This is a genomic window from Microcoleus sp. PH2017_09_SFU_O_A (assembly GCF_020738625.1).
Lineage (GTDB): Bacteria > Cyanobacteriota > Cyanobacteriia > Cyanobacteriales > Microcoleaceae > Microcoleus.
This window is the reverse complement of sequence record NZ_JAEQCF010000002.1, coordinates 33098-51338: the sequence shown is the minus strand read 5'-3', so window position 1 is coordinate 51338 and position 18241 is coordinate 33098. Positions and strand designations below refer to the sequence as shown.

Genomic DNA, 18241 nt, shown 5'->3' with positions numbered 1-18241 from the left:
CTGTTACTGTTACAATTTTATGACAAAATTAACAGCCTGCAACGCGAAGCTGGATTTTTACCGTACAATCTAGTTCTACATATTATGTGTTAAGGAGCGATTCGTGAGTCCAGAAACCTTACTAAAAGAACCAAGCGTGCAAGCCGAAGCCAGTTTGTTCAGTTCTGAGGGCTTCGACAGTTATGTAATGACTACTTACGGGCGTTTTGCGATCGCCCTGGAACGGGGCCTCGGCTGCCGCGTTTGGGATACCGAGGGCCGCGAATATCTCGATTTTGTGGCGGGTATTGCTACCTGCACTCTGGGACACGCCCATCCGGCGATGGTGGCAGCGGTAACTCAGCAAATTCAGACGCTGCACCACGTTTCTAATCTTTACTACATCCCCGTACAGGGCGAGCTGGCAAAGTGGCTTGTAGATCATTCTTGCGCGGACAGAGCTTTCTTTTGCAACTCGGGTGCGGAAGCTAATGAAGCGGCGATTAAGCTGGCGCGCAAGTACGCCCACGAACAATTAAATATCTCGAATCCGACCATAATTACTGCTGTTGCTAGTTTCCACGGGCGGACTTTGGCGACGATTACGGCGACGGGACAACCTAAATATCAGAAGGGTTTTAGTCCGTTGGTTCCTGGATTTCACTATGTTCCTTACAATGATATTAGTGCGATCGAACTGGCGATCGAGCAACTCGACAAAGACGAACGCCAAGTAGCTGCAATTATGCTGGAAGCGCTGCAAGGTGAAGGGGGAGTTCGTCCCGGAGATATCGCCTATTTCCAACGGATTCGGGAAATTTGCGACGAAAAAGGCATTTTGCTAATTCTCGACGAAGTGCAAGTCGGGATGGGACGCAGCGGTAAATATTGGGGTTACGAAAATCTCGGTATTGAACCGGATATCTTTACCTCTGCGAAGGGATTGGGCGGCGGTATTCCGATCGGCGCTATGCTGTGCAAGTCTCACTGCGATGTGTTTGAACCGGGAAGTCACGCGAGCACTTTTGGCGGCAATCCTTTTGCTTGTGCTGTCGCTTTGTGCGTGTGCCAAACTTTAGAACGGGAAAACCTGCTGGAAAACGTCCAACAGCGCGGAGCACAGTTGAAAGCTGGCCTCAACCAACTGGCGGCTGCATATCCGAATTTGATTGCTGAGGTGCGGGGCTGGGGCTTGATTGTCGGGCTGGAATTGCAGGCTGATATTGCACTGACATCGGCTGATATTGTTAAATCTGCGATCGCCGCTGGTGTGCTGTTGGTTCCCGCCGGGCCGAAGGTGTTGAGGTTTGTTCCACCTCTAATTGTTTCTGCTGCTGAAGTCGATCGGGCTTTGCTTGCCGTTGAGGAAGCGTTGCGCTCTCAAGCGGTACACTAAAATCTACTGGGTTGATTTTTGTGAGCTGTAGCGCTGCAACTGGCGCAATATGCAGAGGCGCTATTCCTGAGAAACCCGGTTTCTTAGCCTCCTGTCGTGTTCGATCATCGCAATCAGATGCGTTCGTAGTGCGGACTGAAGTCCGCAGCATCAGAGCGGACTTTCGGGCGCACTACAAACCGTTTTTGTTATGGTAATCGACCGGACATGATATCAGTCCCTATCAGGGTAAAAGTAAACCCGCCCCGCTGCAAGTCTGTCGGGGCGGGTTTTATCCAGTTTAGGACTTGCCCGGAAACCAGTTTTTTAGGCAAATACACTGCGCTGTGACGATGTGTATGCTGCAAAAACCGGGTTTTTTTAATACTTCTAGATAAGTCTTAAAGTTAATAGACTCCCGGTTGGGAATTTTTAACCGCTTTTGAATGCCGATCGACACAAAAAATATCTCAAGATAAAATTGAGTTTTATCCTCTACTCGAATATTGTCTGTGAAACCCGCCCCGAAACACTGACGACGCATTAGACCGGAATTTGGCTAAAGACAACGGGCACAATAATACTATTAGTGATTGTAGGTGCTAATCTCGCTATCAGCCTGTCTGTTGCCACTTGTGAATCCTGGTTTAACTGATTTCATCCTTTAAGGTCTATAATCCGTCGGAGACTCCTACCTCCGGTTCGAGAGCCAAATTGAAACAGTTCCTAATTTCATTGGCTGCACAGAAGCAGCAATCCTATCGTTAATAGTTCGGCGGAATGCACGATGGACGAACAGCGTCGCGAAACTGATGTTAATATGCTCCGAGCGCTGCTGGAAAATCCTGTGGACTCAGGAATAGATTTGATTTTGAGGACTGACTCAAAGTCGATCGACTTTGGGTTTGTGCAAATGCTGTACTTGGAAGAGCCGGCACTGACACGAGACAGCTTGCTCAAAGCTGCAAAATTCTTTCAAAGGACGATCGCACCCTTAGAATCTGCTAAGAGCAATGCTAAATTGCCCGGAACCGGGGCAGCATATCTGGCTTTTTTAGCAGAAGTATTGCAAGCAGTGGCGCGCAACCCTGATTCGCAGCACGTGTACGCGCTGCTGAGAAACAATTTAGACAAACTCGACCAGAATTTCGCAGATTTGCTGCGCCGCTGGGCAACTTTGGTACTCCCTACTGCCCCAGAATCAGAGGCGAGGCGCATTGCGGCCCTAATTGGCAATCTGAGCAACAAAATTGGGCGGTTTCCCCTCGGTAGCAAGGCGAATAACTTGGAAATCGAAATCGCCGGTTACGAAACCGTGGCTAAGGTGTTTACCCGCAAAGACTTTCCCCAAGAGTGGGCAGTCATGCAAAATAATCTGGGCAATGCTTATACCGATCGCCCCAAAGGCGATAAGGCTCAAAATATCGAACAAGCCATTGCTTGCTTTGCTAATGCCCTGCAAGTGCGAACTCGCGAACAGTACCCGGAACAGTGGGCGACGCTGCAAAACAATCTGGGAAACGCTTATAGCGAGCGCCTCAGGGGAGATGCGGCCGAAAATCTCGAAATTGCGATCGCCTGCTATCAAAACGCCCTACAAGTTCGCAACCGCGAGGGTTTCGGAGGAGATTGGGCAAGCACTCAAAACAATCTCGGCCGCGCTTACAGCCGCCGACTGCGCGGTGACAAAGCCCAAAATCTCGAACAGGCAGTCGTTTGCTACCACAATGCCTTGCAAGTCTACAACCGCAAGATGTTTCCCCGGCGCTGGGCGACGACTCAAAATAATTTAGCAAATGCTTACTATGATTTCCTGCGGGGGAATCGGGCAGAAAATCTCGAATACGCTGTCAACTGCTACCAGAGAGCTTTGCAAGTGCGGACTAAGGAAGCTTTTCCGCTGCAATGGGCGACGACTCAAAGGAATTTGGGCCGGGTGTTTATCGATCGAATTAAGGGCGAAGGAGTCGAAAATCTGGAAATGGCACTCACCTGCTTTCAAAATTCTTTGCAAGTCTACACTCGCATCAAATTTCCCGAAGCCTGGGGTTCGATCCAAACTTACCTCGGCAGGATCTACAGTCTGCGGGTGAAAGGGGAAAAAGCGGAAAATCTGGAAATGGCGATCGCCTGCTATCAAAATGCTTTGCTCTTTTGCAACCGCCAAAAAACTCCCGAACGCTGGGCAATGCTCTGTGCCTACCTCGGACGCGCTTTCAGCCAACACGTGAAAGGCGAAAAAAACCGCAATCTCAAAAGCGCGATCGCCTGTTATCAAAATGCAGCCCAAGTCTACACCAAACACGGATCTCCCCACCGCTGGGCCATGCTGCAAATTTATCTGGGCCGAGCTTTTTCGGAACTGACGGAGACGGAAAACTCGTCTCGCATCGAAAGCGCGATCGCCTGCTATCACAGTGCCGGCCAAATCTACACTCGCGAAACCTATCCCCACCGTTGGGCACAAATTTTATTTTATTTGGGTGAAGCTTACCGAAGGCGAGGCGAGTTGCTGCGCGCCTACGGCGTTTTTACTACTGCTGTCGATACTGTGGAGTTCTTGCGGAGCGAAGTTGGGGTTGATGCGGCCGATTTGGGCGATCGGGGAAGTAACTCAAAAGCCAAATTAGTCAGCACCTGGAGAGGACTCTATAAATCCCTCGTACAAGTTTGCCTAGAACTCGGCCCGGGCCAGCCGGAATATTACGCTAAAGCCCTGGAATACGCTGAACGCCACAAAAATCGGAATTTGGTAGAACTCCTGGTTAAATCCCCCCTGACCCCAAAAGGCGACATTCCGGCAGCGGTACGCAGCGAGTTGGAGTCATTGCAACTGGAAATAGCAAGGGAACAGCGGCAGCAACAACAGCGACAACCCGAACCCAGCACTAGCTTGATTTCTGAGGGCGACAGCCCTGGTTTGAACAGCGGTTCTCTGATGCCGAACTCCGATTTTATGCACTTAAATCAATTGTGGCGGCAGTTTGATGGGTTGATTGCGCGCGAGGTGCAGGCAAACGACCCTTTCTTCAGCTTAGCTCGCAAAGTTGAACCCATTACTTTCGAGCAAATTCGCCAATTGTTGCCTGATGCCAATTGTGCTGCTGTGGTGTGGGCGAGTTTGGAGGATTTGGTAGTGGCTTTTGTGGTGGTGAAGAGTGCAGAATATCCCGCCGTTCACCTCTGTGCCGCGGGAAATGCTTTAGCTGCCGAAACTTGGGCCGGAGAGTACCTCAGCGCTTATTCCGAGCAAAAAGGTCGCTGGATCAATCATCTCCCGGCTCGCCTCAAACGCTTGGCCGCGCTGTTGGAAATCGATCGAGTGGTGGCGCTGATTCCGGAAAATTGCGATCGGCTAATTGTGGTGCCGCACCGATTTTTGCACGCTTTGCCGCTCCATGCTTTGCCTTTGGGGGTGAGAGACGGGTTGGAGGACACCGGGGCAATTTTCAGGTCTCATGGCGGCGATCGCAGCGGTTTCGATCTGTTGGATACGCACAACAGTTCGGATTTTTCTCACAGTTCGTCCTTTGGGGAAATTTCACCTCCTCCTGCTTATTTGATCGATCGATTTGCCGGAGGAATTCGCTATGCTCCTAGCTGCCAGCTATTGCGGTTGAGACAAATCGCGCGCAGCGCAGCTATCGGCCGCTACAGACCGAATTTGCAGCACCTGTTGGCAGTTCCCACTTTCAGCAGAGATGCGCTTTACAGCAACCTGGAAATCGGCAATATTTCCCAGTGTTTTTCCAGTACAGAAATTTTGCGGCAGAAGCCAGCAATTAAAGAGGCTTTTTCTCGATCGATATCTGTAAATGATGGGAATTCATCCGCGAAAATAGGACAAGTGCAGCAGAAAAAATGCGCTCACTTTGCTTGTTTGAGCGTGCTTGATTTCGCTTTCCCGCTCAAATCAGGCGTATTTGTGAGAAATGATACTATGACTTTGGAGGAAATTTTTAATTTCGATTGTCGGCAATACTTTTTAGTTACTTTATCGGCTTGCGAAATTGCAGCAGGCTCAGTCAGCGGTACTGAAGATTTTGTCGGTTTGTCCGCGGGTTTGTTGTATGCTGGCACATCTAGTGTTGTCAGCAGCCTGTGGAAAGTGAATGATGTTTCAACGCTGCTGCTGACGAGCAAGTTTTATGAAAATCTCGGGCGTTTTCCTCGATTGCAAGTGGGAGATGTGGCGCGATCGCTTGCGGAGGCTCAAAGGTGGCTGCGGGATTTGACAGGCGAGGAATTGGAGGTGTTGCTGGCGGATTTTCAGCCTCAAATTTCGCAAATGTTCGATCGGCTTTCACAAAGTTCTCGCCTGATTGCTGAAGCATCTTTACAGCAAATTCGCAACCGCAAACCCTGTCCTTTTGCCAATCCTTATCACTGGGCAGCTTTTACTGCTGCTGGAGTTTAGTCAGTTGACAGTTGATAGTTGACAGTTGACAGTTGTCATTAATTATAGCCCAGATTCCGCAGATATTTAAACAGAATTGATGGTTGTCAAGTTGAAATATTCAAGCCTGAAATATTTATCCAGCAAGCATTTCAGGCTTTTTTGGTTAAAAAATATTGAGTCAGGATAAAAGAGGTAAAAACCATGAATGATCCTCAAGGAGCCATAACGCTCTTTCGTCACTTTCATGAGAGTAAATTCTCGAAGACACGACAGCAAAGGATCTCTTCCCAAACGATCCCAACAAAGGAAGGTGTTAGAAAATCGCTCCACAAAGCCATACTAGATAAGCATTATCAAATTATGGTCATATTTTTACTGTCTGAGAGTGATGAAGGAGCGATAACAGTCCTAAATTTAGGCTATTTAGGAATACTAGGGCGTCGGTTCAGTAAAAGAAATTGACACTCCTCGGCATAGTATGTATGTTGATGTAGACCTTGGCCCGGCGTTGCATGAGGACAAAAAAAATGGTTGGCGATCGCGATCTACTGTCGCCCTCATGCGAGAACCCCTACATAATACATATTTCGTTCTTTTTGTCAAAATATTCTACTGTACCGACGCTCTAGTATGAGAAATTAGGTTAAGAAATCAACAAATAAACCGACAATACGGTCGGTATTTCAGATGTTTTAAGCCGTACACTTAGTCAATCTAAATGGAGCCGAACAGGTGAGCAACTTAACAAAAAACAGGATATATTGCAATACCGTTTACTTAAGACCGCCCTGAGGGTAAAACCCTATGAGAAATAGATACGGAGATTGCTTTCCTTCGGATCGCGAAAGCTAACGTTCCTCTCTTCGGACTATTCTAAGTAAACCGTATTGGGATATATTGAATTATTTAGGAAACGTTTGCAGTGAATATTTTTTAATAGTTGAAGATGGATAAGGATGAAAATAAACCTGAGAATATAGTTGAATAAATCCCAATAATTAGCAAGGCAAAAATCATGTTGCCGGAATTGTGATATCTAATTTATGGCAAATTAGCTCAAAGATTCCACAAATGAATATATTAGGAAATATCTGTAAATTCAAAATTCTTGTATATCTCAAAAATCTGACAATAATGATACCAAAAGTAGACAAGGTAGGCGCAGATGTTTTTCATACAGTGAATATATGAAAAACCTTAATCATCAAAGCCAGAACTGCGGAATATGGGCTAAAAACTCTTTCTTAAAAAAATAGGGCAAGCCTAAGCCCGCCCTACAAATCAGATTAAATCACTTTACACATTAATAAGTTTCAACGTGCCAGCGATGCTCTTTCTTCAACTGTTTTTGATAGCCAGCCCAGTCAATGCCGTGCTTGCTAGATGCAGCAGACATTCCCTCATCAATGCCGCCTTCCATGCCCTTCAAACCACAGATGTAAGTGTGAGTTTTCGGCTTTTGAACCAATTCCCACAGTTGGTCTGCGTTCTCTTGAATCCGGTTTTGAATATACATCTTACCGCCGTCAGCAGTCTTTTGCTCGCGGCTGATCGCATAAGTTAAGCGGAAATTATCGGGGAATTCGCGCTGCAATTGCTCCAATTCTTCTTTATAAAGAATGTTGGGAGTGTAAGCAACTCCAAAGAACAGCCAAGCTAAACCTTTGAACTTGTAACCAGGATTATTTTCTTTAAACATCCGCCACAAATAAGCGCGGAAAGGAGCAATACCCGTACCAGTAGCCATCATAATCACGGTGGCATCTTCGTCATCGGGTAACAACATTTCTTTCCCTACCGGGCCAGTGATTTTGACATCAGCCCCAGGTTCCAAACCTGTGAGAAAAGTCGAACAAACGCCGAATACTCTTTCGCCACTTTTCGGGTCATTGTACTCCAGCCGGCGAACGCACAAAGAGACAGTTTTGTCGTCGAGGTTGTCGCCGTGACGGGTAGAGGCGATCGAGTAAAGTCGAATTTTGTGAGGTTTACCGTTTTTATCGGTTCCATCGGGAATAATCCCGATACTTTGACCTTCTAGATAGTGCAAATTGCCACCAGAAATGTCGAAAGTGACGTGACGAACTGTGCCGTCGCCGCCTTCTCTGACCATTTCTTCTGTAGAGATGCACTTACCAATATAGGGATTGGCCGGTTTGTAGAGGTTAACAGGAACCTGAACTTTTTCCTTTGCTTGAGTCATGGGCTTAGTTTTTTCTCCAGATTTCTGACTCTGTAGCCCTGCTTCTGGTGCGACTTTGCCATTAGTAGTTTCGGGAGCGCCGTTTGAGGGGCGGATGCTGACGATTTTGCCACCCATGCGAGCAATTCTGCGCATTTCCTGATTCATGCGATCGTACGGCACGGAGATAAACACGCTGCCGCTACGGCGAATCGGGTGATTTGTTTCGTCAGTTGCTTTGCTCTGACGCATACCCTCCACTTCGTAAACAAAGATGCGGCTGCCTGATTCTGAGTTGGCCGCTACACCAGATATGCTTGGGCTGTACATTTGTTGCTTGTCCTTCACGATACAGAGTTATAAAGAAAGAGAATGTGACGTTAGACTCAATTTACTTTTTTCTTAAGGCCACCTGGACTAATTTGCCCGCGCGAATCTTTGGGCATTGCCGCGCAGGCGGGAGTGTCAAGTTGAGATCGCTCTGCCTCTAATTCCCGATTAGCCGATCGCCGCCCTTGGTCTCGCCCGGCTGCATTCAGGTGTTGACCTATAGCTATTGTTGTCTGCGTACTGCCAATATTTTACCCGATCGGGGGATCTGCCCCGATAACTCGTTCTGATTTGGGGAGAGGGGGAGAGGGGGAGAGGGGAATACGGCTCAAGAAATATACAATTTAAATGCTGTCTTGCTGAAAGTAGGATTTAGCTAAATGACGTTGAGCTTGTAGGGGGCGGACGCATTCTGGTAAGATTAACCACTAAAGTTAGTATTAATTTCTTGCCTTGAAGATTGCTTGGGTCTTCCCGGACAGGCAGTCAACTGACTGCTGTATGCTGGTTAGTCCTCGATCCTCTCGGGGTAGCAAACCCGCAGAAAGCCTGCTTGTAGCTACCTGCGGGCTGAAATTTTTTGGAATCTAGACTTCAGTTACTTAGTAAACAGTGATTTTGTTAGAGGGAAACTATGACCAGTAAGCCGGATCGCGTGGTTTTAATTGGCGTTGCCGGAGACTCCGGCTGCGGAAAATCTACTTTTTTGCGCCGATTGACAGATTTGTTCGGGGAAGATTTCGTGACTGTAATCTGCCTTGACGACTATCATTGTCTCGATCGCAAGCAACGCAAGGAAACAGGGATTACCGCCCTTGACCCCAGAGCGAACAATTTTGACCTGATGGCCGAGCAAATGAAAGCGCTCAAAGAAGGTCGGGGAATAGACAAGCCGATTTACAACCACGAAACCGGTCTGCTCGATCCTCCTGAGCGGGTAGAGCCGAATCACGTGATTGTGATTGAGGGGTTGCACCCCCTTTACGACGAGCGAGTGAGAAATCTCATCGACTTCAGCGTCTACCTCGACATCAGCGACGAAGTAAAAATTGCTTGGAAAATCCAGCGCGACATGGCGGAACGGGGCCACCGTTACGAAGACGTGCTGTTTGCGATCAATGCTCGCAAACCAGATTTCACAGCGTACATCGACCCACAAAAGCAATATGCTGACGTGGTAATTCAAGTATTGCCGACCAACTTGATCAAAGATGACAAAGAACGGAAGGTTCTGCGCGTCCAAATGATTCAGCGCGAAGGTATCGCCAACTTTGAACCTGCGTATTTGTTTGACGAAGGTTCGACAATTAACTGGATTCCTTGCGGCCGCAAACTGACTTGTTCCTATCCCGGAATTAAGATGTACTACGGCCCAGATGCTTTCTACGGCCACGAAGTCTCGATTTTGGAAGTAGACGGTCAGTTCGAGAATCTCGAAGAAGTGATTTACATCGAAAGCCACTTGAGCAAGACTTCTGCGAAATACGAAGGCGAGTTGACTCACCTGTTACTCCAACACCGCGAATATCCTGGTTCCAACAATGGAACTGGTTTATTCCAAGTATTGGTGGGATTGAAGATGCGGGCGACTTACGAAAAGTTGACTGCAAAAGAATCAAAAGTTGCTGTTAGTGTTTAGAACTCTGACTTGACATCCACCCCGACCTGAAGGTGCGGGGATTCCCAATCATCGCTAATTGGGTTTCTGCTTCATAGCACCAGCCTTCCGAGACTTACTCTCTTCGGGTCTTACAGTTGCTCCGCAGACTGAAACGGCTAGCCCAGCCGCCAAAATGTTCTTTGCAGCATTGATGTCACGATCGTGGTTTGTCCCGCACTTGGGACACTCCCACTCGCGAATATTCAACGGCAATTTCTCAACAATGTGACCGCAGTTTCCACAGCGCTTAGAGCTGGGAAACCAGCGGTCTATTTTTATTAATTCACGCCCGTACCAATCGCATTTGTAACTTAGCTGGCGAATCAATTCACCCCAACTAGCATCGCTGATGGCAAGAGCTAACTTATGGTTTTTCACCATATTCTTGACAGCCAAATCCTCAACTACAATCGTTTGGTTTTCACGAACGAGTTGAGTCGTTAGCTTGTGCAAGAAATCTTTACGCACATCGACTATCTGTGCGTGGACTTTTGCCACCTGTCTCCGGGCTTTTTCCCGATTGTTGCTTCCCTTTTGCTTGCGTGCTAACGTTTTTTGCTTTCTTTTTAACTTTTTGCGAAGTCTCTTAAAGTGTTTGGGATTGGCGATTTTATCGCCGTCGCTAGTAGCAATCAAACTCGTAATCCCCACATCCAATCCGATAGTTTTATCTGTTTTTGGAAATGGTTGGATTTTATAGTCGTCTACTAATATGGATACAAACCAAAGCCCAGCAGGCGTTAATTTCACTGTAATCGTAGACGGAATGCACCCTTGGGGAATTTGTTTGCTCCAGCGGATAGGTAGTGGCTCGTTACATTTAGCCAAAAATACCTGTCCGTTTTTCCAGCGGAAGGCAGATTTGGTAAATTCAGCACTGCCACCGTTATGCTTTTTCTTGAAATTAGGATATTTGGCTCGTCCTGCAAAGAAGTTGGTGAACGCTGTCTGAAGGTGGCGCAAGCCTTGTTGAAGAGGTACGCAGCTAACTTCATTCAAGAAATCAAGTTCTTCCTCTTTCTTCCAGTTCGTCAGCATAGAGGAAGTTTCGCTGTAGCCAACTCTTTCTTGGCGTTCGTACCAAGATTCCGTGCGGTAAGTCAAAGCCTTGTTGTACACTAGCCGGGTACAGCCCATTGTCCGTCGCAAGAGGTTTTCTTGCTCGCTGGTGGGATAGAATCGGTAGCGATAGGCTTTTTCCATATCTTCACAGCCTAACACGTCTTTTGTGATATTAGCTCTGTGTTGTATGTTTTTGTAAAGCCGTCGAGCGAAGGACGGGGTTTCCACCCACTTTTTTTGATGAAAGATTTGAGAGGCGCGAGTGCGCCTCTTTTTTTTGTGGGTGAAATGAACGGCAGATGGTGATATTGGCACAGCGAATAATTAAGGCGTAATACGGTTCATTTAAGAACTATCTGACTTTTTAAAAATGCCTGTATTGCCTATGAAATCGTGAGACGAAATTCGTAAAAAATCTTTAAGCCAAGCCTATTGAGTTAGGGTAGAGTATTTGGCAATAGAGAGTTTAAAAATGTTTTTCCGGCTTGATTGAGGGAAGTTCTACTTTTTTGAATTATCTAATTTGATGCAACCCTGTGTGAATATCGATTAAGAATGCCAAAAACTTTACTGCTACACCATTACCTCCTCCAGTAATAGCTTCATTCGATTGCCGATCGCCCCGACATTGGGTTCCAGTAAAATACTGAGATGGTCTCCAGGTACATCGTAAATGGTCAGACCGTCTTTGAGATAAGGTTTCCAGCCTAGATCCGGATCGAGACTGACACTTACGCCATCTTGAGAATCCTGTGCTCGAAACATCACTACTTTGCCAGCATAGGGTTTTGGCGCGTAAGCTCGTTCTGCCAGATCAATTATCTTCTCTCTGATCAAATAGTCGGTGGTGTAAGACATTGACTCTGTAGGTTCTTTCACCTTGTTGTCTCGCCCGATCGTCTTGCGGGCCAGCATTGTCATTCCGTCTGTAACTGTCGTTATTTTATCGACGACACTACTGACGATGTAACCTACGCCCTGCTTAGCAATTTTTTGGACATGGAAGCGCAGCCGCTGCTGAATGGGTAGGGGCTTGTAGGCAGAGGGCAACATGGAATCAAACATCACCAATAACGCTGTTTTCTGTCCTTTAGCTGCCAATTTTTGAGCAACCTCAAAAGCAACAATACCTCCAAATGACAAACCACCCAAATAATAGGGGCCTTCTGGTTGCACCTTCACGAGTTCATTGATGTAATAGTCTGCGATCGCCTCAACCTGATTGACTGGCCCGTGCACGCCATCTTTAACAACAGCAATTAAGCCATATATCGGCTGATCTAGCCCTAAATATGGAATTAACGGATGATAAATAGACACTCCTTCAAACAGAAAGAGTGGTGGCTGAGAACCTTTCGGTTGAATCTCGACAAGGGAAAGGCTTTGGTTGGGGATATCGCCTTGACGTAGAATCTGGGATAGTTGCTTGATGGTTGGGGCTTGGAAGATAATCGATAGTGGGACTTTCTGCTGGAACTTTTGGTCAATTTTGTCAGCTAAGCGAGCGGCTAACAGGGATGTACCGCCTAAATCCATGAAATTATCCGTAGTGCCGATCGGCTTAATATTGAGTATCTGCTCCCAAATTTGAACAAGTTGAGCTTCTAGTCCATCAATAGGCAACACAACTTCACTATTTGTAACCAGATCGGCAACCTGAGGTTCTGGAAACCCACGGCGATCGACCTTACCATTGGGCGTCATCGGGAAAGAGTCCATCACTACAACCGCTGCCGGAATCATGTATGCCGGTAGTTTGGTTTGTAGAAAACTACGCAATTCAGACACCTGAATTGGTTGTCCGGGCTTCGGAATGATATATGCCACTAAGCGCTTTTCACCGGGTACATCTTCCCGTGCCAAAACTATACCTTGCTGCACAGATGGGTACTGTTCCAAATAGGTTTCAATCTCTAGTAACTCAATCCGAAAACCTCGAATTTTTACTTGAAAATCGATGCGACCAATAAACTCCAACGTTCCATTGGGTAAATAGCGGCAAGTATCCCCTGTTATGTAAAGTTTGTCTCCAGGTCGATCGCTAAATGGATTAGCAATAAACTTACTTGCAGTGCGTTCTGCCAAGTTGAGATATCCCCTCGCAACCCCTGGGCCGCCAATATACAGTTCTCCAATGTCGCCATCGGGCACAGGATTTAGGTTTTCATCCAGAATGTAAATTTGGCTGTTGGGAAGGGGACGACCGATCGGAATGTCTGCTTCACTACTGAGATCGTAGCTTTCAGCGATCGGGTCAAAAATGGTGGCCGTCACTGTAGTTTCAGTCGGCCCGTAGGTATTGAGCCAACGAGGATATTCCCCTACCAATTGTCGCCATTCAGCATACAGAGCGCGAGAGGCTTTTTCTCCGCCCACAATCACCAATCTCACATCTGGGGACATGGGAACACCTAGCAATGAGAGTCCGCTGACGAGACCATGCCAAAAAGCAGTTGGCAAGTCCAGAATAGTAATACGTTCTTGCTCAATAAATTCGAGGAATTGGCGAGTAGAGCTAATACAGTCTTCAGTTCGCAGCACGATTGTTGCACCACTTACCAAGGATGGAAAAACTTCCTCAATGATGATGTCAAAGCTCATGCTAGAGAATTGCAGTACCCGATCGCCAGCCTGAAGATTAAATGCCTGTGCGATCGCCTTGCTGTGGTGAACCATACCCCGGTGAGTAATCATTACACCCTTGGGATTTCCCGTCGAACCAGAGGTGTAAATAACATAAGCCAAATGCTCGGGCGTTGTCAGCAGAGACAAATTTTCAGTGCTGTATGGCGCCATATCGTGCCAGTCTGTATCTGGACAAATCACGCGAGCATTGTGTTCTGGCAAAAATTCAACCAGATGCTGTTGAATCAAAATGAATCGCACACCGGCGTCTTGTAACTTGTACGCTCGACGTTCGTGGGGATAGGCTGGGTCGATCGGCACATAGGCCGCCCCAGCCTTCATCACCCCCAAAAAGCAAATCACCATTTCCATGCAGCGATTCATAGAGATAGCAATCAGTTCATCCGGTTGCACTCCTAGTGCTTGGAGGTAATGGGCGAGCTGGTTTGCGCGTTGATTTAAGGCATCATAGGTTAATTCTTGCCCTTGAAATGAAAGGGCGATCGCATCAGGAGTCTCCTTAACCTGTGCTTCAAACCATTGATGGATACTCACATAGTCAGATGGAGTTCGATCGACTTGAGAGTCCTCGACAGAGGAAATATCCTGACTATGTAATGGAAGATCGACACAGACATCGTGGGTAGTTTTTAGTGCATCAGTTTCCTGGTTGGGTAAGTACCCATCACGACTCGTCAAAACATCTTGAGAATTCATCATATTTTTGATTTAAGTAGAGTGAGGGAGATTAAGAGAGGCACCCTAGGGAAAATTCCTTATCGCGCATTGATCCAGATCACAGCTTTTTGTGGATTGCTTATTTAGCAGTCTCGAAACTGTCACATTGCAGTAATAATACGTATATGACGGCGCGAATCAATGTGCTTTTGGGGAACGGAAGTTGTTTCTGGATAATTACTTTTTGTCCTGTTTTAATTATACGGCTTATTAATTGATCTGGTCTAGATCAAGACTGTTTTGGCAATCATCTCATTGGCGATCGGGGGCGATCGGGAGCGATCGCAGTAAACAAGCAAAGCACTTTAGCTACCTTACTCCTTCAGTAGAGCTAAACTGCTTTGCCTGTAAGTATTTCAGCTATTTACATTTTTTTGTATGCCTTAAAAATTTGTACCTTTACTTAAGTTGTCACCAATAGGAGACGGTGCTTGGAAGTAGAGAGGTTAAGAATATTTGTCCGGCTTCATTGAGATCGTCATTTAGGGAAAAGTTTAGACTGCGAACTCGCAGATCGCCATTTTTTATGTCTAGTGGCTGTTTGAGGTGTTCCGGGTAGATAAGAATTGCATTTTTACACTTTAGTGCATTTGCGTAGGCAACTATTTGATGGCGGTCTCCACTGTCTGCTCGATCGGGAGCTTTGTATTTGGTATCGAGGACGTATTGGACTTTACCTGTTTCTATATCGCACAGCAGTAAGTCAATGCGATCGGAGTAATTTTGGTCATGTGTGACCGTGTGTTTTTTCTTGACAAAGAAGCCTTTTGGTGTATTAGCCTTGAGCCATTCAGCGACAAACTGTTCATATAAACTAGCCATGTTGATCAGAAAAGGGAGCATTTCGCGATCGCCCATTTCGTGACTGGGCCCTGTGTTATCTAAAAAAAACCGACAGAGGGCGTGTAAAAGTTGATAATCTTGATTAAGACGGTGATAAGTGCGATCGATACAAGCTTCTGGTTTAAAAGATGTTAGAGTAACAAATCCTTGGAGTGCGTGAAAAGCTTTTCGCACCCTCGATGAGACAGATTCGCGGCACAAACCGCTACGGCCAATAATGAAAAGTGTCCAAGCCAGAATTTGATTATCTTCGATATCGCCTGTTTGTTCGTTATAGTGACATTTTAGTTTAACCTCCCAAGGTTTTTGCACAGCTTCCCGGACATCGATGCGACCGCGAATATAGGAAAGTTTTTCTATTTTTGGTAAGTAATCGCGATATAATCCTTTGCGACAGCGTTCGAGAATTTTCAGCGCCAGGATGTTAGCTAATCGTTCATATACTTGTTTCAAAGATTCGCACTCAATCTGTCCTTTCGGAAAACTTATCTTAAGTTCGTAGGCATACTCAAGCATTCCGAATAAATTTGCGATCGGAACTTTGGGTTTGATCACAATGTGAAATTGTGGAGTAATTGGAATATTGCCAACTCGGCCTTGAGACTTTAATTGCCATTTATATTTTGTTTTAGGGTTGGGAAATTCAATATCTATTTCCTTAGCATAATTATGGTAGATTTTCTCTCCTACTGATTGGGGGATTGCATCTCGCTCAAAGGTCGCTAATTGATATTCTGTGAGTTCGATAATTTGGGGTGATTCTCGTTTCATAGAAATACGGTTCAGTCAGTAGTTGTCATTGCGAGGAACGTTAGCGAAGCGATCCGTAGGAAAGCAATCGCAGTATCTATTGTTCACACAGTTTTCCCTCTAGGACTCTCTTAAGTCAATCACATTGTTTCATAGATGCTGTAACGGCATATTTTTGGTAATGGTAGCGTTAGATGCTCAATTGCTCAATTTGTCTTTGATTTTATCCCAGAGAAATTCATCCATTTTTGCCTGGTCATCAAAAAAGTATTCTTCGAGATATGGCTCAATTTCCATTTGCCAAATATCTTGGATATCTTCAGCTAAGGTTTTTGTCAAAAAGAAGGAGATGCCTAATTCATAATGTTTGTTGTTAATTGCCCGATTGACATTTTCTAGAATCCTAGTTAATTGATCGACTGGGAAAACCGTTTTCTCTCTCTGGTGATACTGTCGCAGGACTTCATAGTTGGGATAGATGGGAATGAATGCAAAACGGCGGCGGAGTGCGTTATCGACTAAGGCAATAGAGCGGTCTGCGGTGTTCATTGTGCCGATGATGCGGACATTTGTCGGGATTCTGAATTTTTGACCGCTGGCTAGTGTAATAAAGCGTTTTGTATCTTGTCGGTCATCTAGGAGATACATTAACTCGCCAAAGACTTGAGATAAATTTGCGCGATTAATTTCATCAATAATCAGAACACAAGTGTCTTCACAGACTTCGGCTTTTTCGCAAAATTCAAGGAATCTACCGGGAACTATTGGATAAGTTAATTGCCCATCTTGACTTTGTGGGCGAAGGCCTTGAATAAAGTCTTCATAAGTATAAGCTGGATGAAATTGGATCGTGTCTGAGAAACCGTCACCGCCGCCGATTAAGTGTTGGGCAAGTTTTTGCGCGAGGAAGGTTTTTCCAGTGCCGGGCGGGCCTTGGATGATGGTTTGACCTTTGCGGTTAATGGTGTGTATCCATTGGGCTAGTTGGGTTTCGGTGAAGCCAGTTTCTTCGGCACATTGGTTCAAAAGATATTCTGGTTGCAACTTTACTTCTTCTACAGCGTATTTAAACATAATTTCCTCATCTACCAGTGGCACTTCGTTACTAGGAAAGTCATATTTTTTTATCTCGACAAGCCAGTGGCAGAACATATCAAATAGATCGTCATCTCGAATAGAGGGAGCGCCATTTTGGTGCATTTCTTTAGTTAATTCTTCAATGAGCTCGCGTCCGGTGAAGTTAGCAGATGAGTAGTCTATTAGCTTTTTGCTATACGAAGTATTGGCGAAATAGTTAATCACCTGTATTGACTTGTCATTAATCGCAAGAAAGTCATCGGGATGGAGAGCATTCAGGATAGGTGTTAACATTCCTATCTCGCCGAATAAGGAGGCTGGCATTTCTTCGGAAAAGTTTCTACAGGCAGAAGATAGTTGACTCGGATCGTCGTTACAACAGCAGACTAAATAGATAATTAATTGGGCAATTCTTACTGGTGTTATTAATGACAAATTTTTATACAATTTTGAATTCCATAATAACCCTTGTGTTATGCACGGATTAATATGAACCCAGGCTCCTCTTTGTCGATTAGCAGGAGAGTCTTGGTAAGGTAGAAGTTGCAAGATTACGGATTCAGTCACATCCTCTCCAGACTCAGCAGCAGAAGCGATCGCTTCAAAATTTCTACGTCCCTGCTGACGCTGCTCCTCGTAAGCCACCCTATGACGTAACCCATCTGGAGTGTAGGGATATGAACTGACAAATTCCTGAAATAGCCTGACAAACTCAGCTTTTTTTTTCGCTAGCATACTGCTCTTGCCAACTATTGATTAATAAATTATTGTAGTAAATATTTATCTCGAACATTCTCCTAGAGAATAGACTATTCTCAACTGTTTATCGGTGATGTAACGATAACTTTGTGGTGGTTTAAGCTCAGGCAACTTTTTTCTTAAACGGTGTAAGTCTACTGGTTGGCTAAACCTGTGAATATCTTTAAGAAAAATTCCAATACCTGTTTTTGTACCTTGATAATAATCATAAAATTTTTCAGATGAAATGCCCGCTTTATCTTCAACTTCCTCCCAAAGTTCCGCAATTGGTTTTTCTATGATAGTATCCACTTTGAATGAACCGAATACAGCTTTAGTCGGGGAAGAAATGTAAATTAATACCAAATCGCCTTCGTTCAATAATCGAGGGCGGACGCGCCGCAATTCAACAGTCTTATTGCTATCAAATATTTTGTTGGCATATTCCGGTCGAATAGATAATAGCAAGATACTTGACATGGG

Annotated in this window: 10 protein-coding genes; 3 read left to right on the top strand and 7 right to left on the bottom strand. The window is 45.6% G+C overall.

The features are described 5' to 3' along the window. Positions 1–103 precede the first annotated feature (103 nt). Complete coding sequence (locus JGK16_RS01065) at positions 104–1375, top strand: aspartate aminotransferase family protein (protein WP_293174276.1); 1272 nt, start codon at positions 104–106, stop codon at positions 1373–1375. A 280-nt stretch (positions 1376–1655) separates the two neighbouring features. Here JGK16_RS01065 and JGK16_RS01060 read toward each other — a convergent pair whose 3' ends face one another. Continuing rightward, positions 1656–1898 carry a hypothetical protein gene (locus JGK16_RS01060; protein ID WP_293174278.1) on the bottom strand — a complete coding sequence of 81 codons (243 nt, stop codon included), beginning with the start codon at positions 1896–1898 and terminating at the stop codon, positions 1656–1658. A 243-nt stretch (positions 1899–2141) separates the two neighbouring features. Here JGK16_RS01060 and JGK16_RS01055 point away from each other — a divergent pair, with 243 nt between their 5' ends. Then, complete coding sequence (locus JGK16_RS01055; RefSeq protein WP_293189304.1) at positions 2142–5771, top strand: CHAT domain-containing protein; 3630 nt, start codon at positions 2142–2144, stop codon at positions 5769–5771. Positions 5772–7056: 1285 nt separating this feature from the next. On the opposite strand, the gene petH is transcribed toward JGK16_RS01055, so the two are convergent. Next, a complete protein-coding gene (gene petH / locus JGK16_RS01050) occupies positions 7057–8265 on the bottom strand; it encodes a ferredoxin--NADP reductase (protein ID WP_293174283.1) in 1209 nt (402 codons plus the stop codon). Between the two features lie 634 nt (positions 8266–8899). Here petH and JGK16_RS01045 point away from each other — a divergent pair. Then, positions 8900–9904: a phosphoribulokinase gene (locus JGK16_RS01045; RefSeq protein ID WP_293174286.1), complete on the top strand. Its 1005-nt coding sequence runs from the start codon at positions 8900–8902 to the stop codon at positions 9902–9904. Positions 9905–9958: 54 nt separating this feature from the next. On the opposite strand, the gene JGK16_RS01040 is transcribed toward JGK16_RS01045, so the two are convergent. The 5 genes from JGK16_RS01040 to JGK16_RS01020 form a co-directional block, all read right to left on the bottom strand. Beyond that, a complete protein-coding gene (locus tag JGK16_RS01040; protein ID WP_293174389.1) occupies positions 9959–11128 on the bottom strand; it encodes an RNA-guided endonuclease TnpB family protein in 1170 nt (389 codons plus the stop codon). A gap of 432 nt (positions 11129–11560) precedes the next feature. Next, complete coding sequence (locus JGK16_RS01035) at positions 11561–14332, bottom strand: amino acid adenylation domain-containing protein (protein WP_293189302.1); 2772 nt, start codon at positions 14330–14332, stop codon at positions 11561–11563. Between the two features lie 429 nt (positions 14333–14761). Continuing rightward, on the bottom strand, positions 14762–15964 hold the full coding sequence (locus JGK16_RS01030) for a restriction endonuclease (protein ID WP_293189300.1): 1203 nt from the start codon (positions 15962–15964) through the stop codon (positions 14762–14764). 177 nt (positions 15965–16141) lie between these two features. Then, entirely contained in the window at positions 16142–17755 is a 1614-nt protein-coding gene (locus JGK16_RS01025) for an AAA family ATPase (protein ID WP_293189298.1), read from the bottom strand. A 45-nt stretch (positions 17756–17800) separates the two neighbouring features. Next, positions 17801–18238, bottom strand: a complete 438-nt coding sequence (locus JGK16_RS01020; protein WP_293189296.1) for an ASCH domain-containing protein — start codon at positions 18236–18238, stop codon at positions 17801–17803. Positions 18239–18241 lie beyond the last annotated feature (3 nt).

What these genes read in the sequence shown, in the direction of transcription:
- JGK16_RS01060 (WP_293174278.1), bottom strand. Translation starts at nt 1,898, where the DNA reads ATGCGTCGTCAGTGTTTCGGGGCGGGTTTCACAGACAATATTCGAGTA.
- JGK16_RS01055 (WP_293189304.1), top strand. Translation starts at nt 2,142, where the DNA reads ATGGACGAACAGCGTCGCGAAACTGATGTTAATATGCTCCGAGCGCTG.
- petH (WP_293174283.1), bottom strand. Translation starts at nt 8,265, where the DNA reads ATGTACAGCCCAAGCATATCTGGTGTAGCGGCCAACTCAGAATCAGGC.
- JGK16_RS01045 (WP_293174286.1), top strand. Translation starts at nt 8,900, where the DNA reads ATGACCAGTAAGCCGGATCGCGTGGTTTTAATTGGCGTTGCCGGAGAC.
- JGK16_RS01040 (WP_293174389.1), bottom strand. Translation starts at nt 11,128, where the DNA reads ATGGAAAAAGCCTATCGCTACCGATTCTATCCCACCAGCGAGCAAGAA.
- JGK16_RS01035 (WP_293189302.1), bottom strand. Translation starts at nt 14,332, where the DNA reads ATGATGAATTCTCAAGATGTTTTGACGAGTCGTGATGGGTACTTACCC.
- JGK16_RS01030 (WP_293189300.1), bottom strand. Translation starts at nt 15,964, where the DNA reads ATGAAACGAGAATCACCCCAAATTATCGAACTCACAGAATATCAATTA.
- JGK16_RS01025 (WP_293189298.1), bottom strand. Translation starts at nt 17,755, where the DNA reads ATGCTAGCGAAAAAAAAAGCTGAGTTTGTCAGGCTATTTCAGGAATTT.
- JGK16_RS01020 (WP_293189296.1), bottom strand. Translation starts at nt 18,238, where the DNA reads ATGTCAAGTATCTTGCTATTATCTATTCGACCGGAATATGCCAACAAA.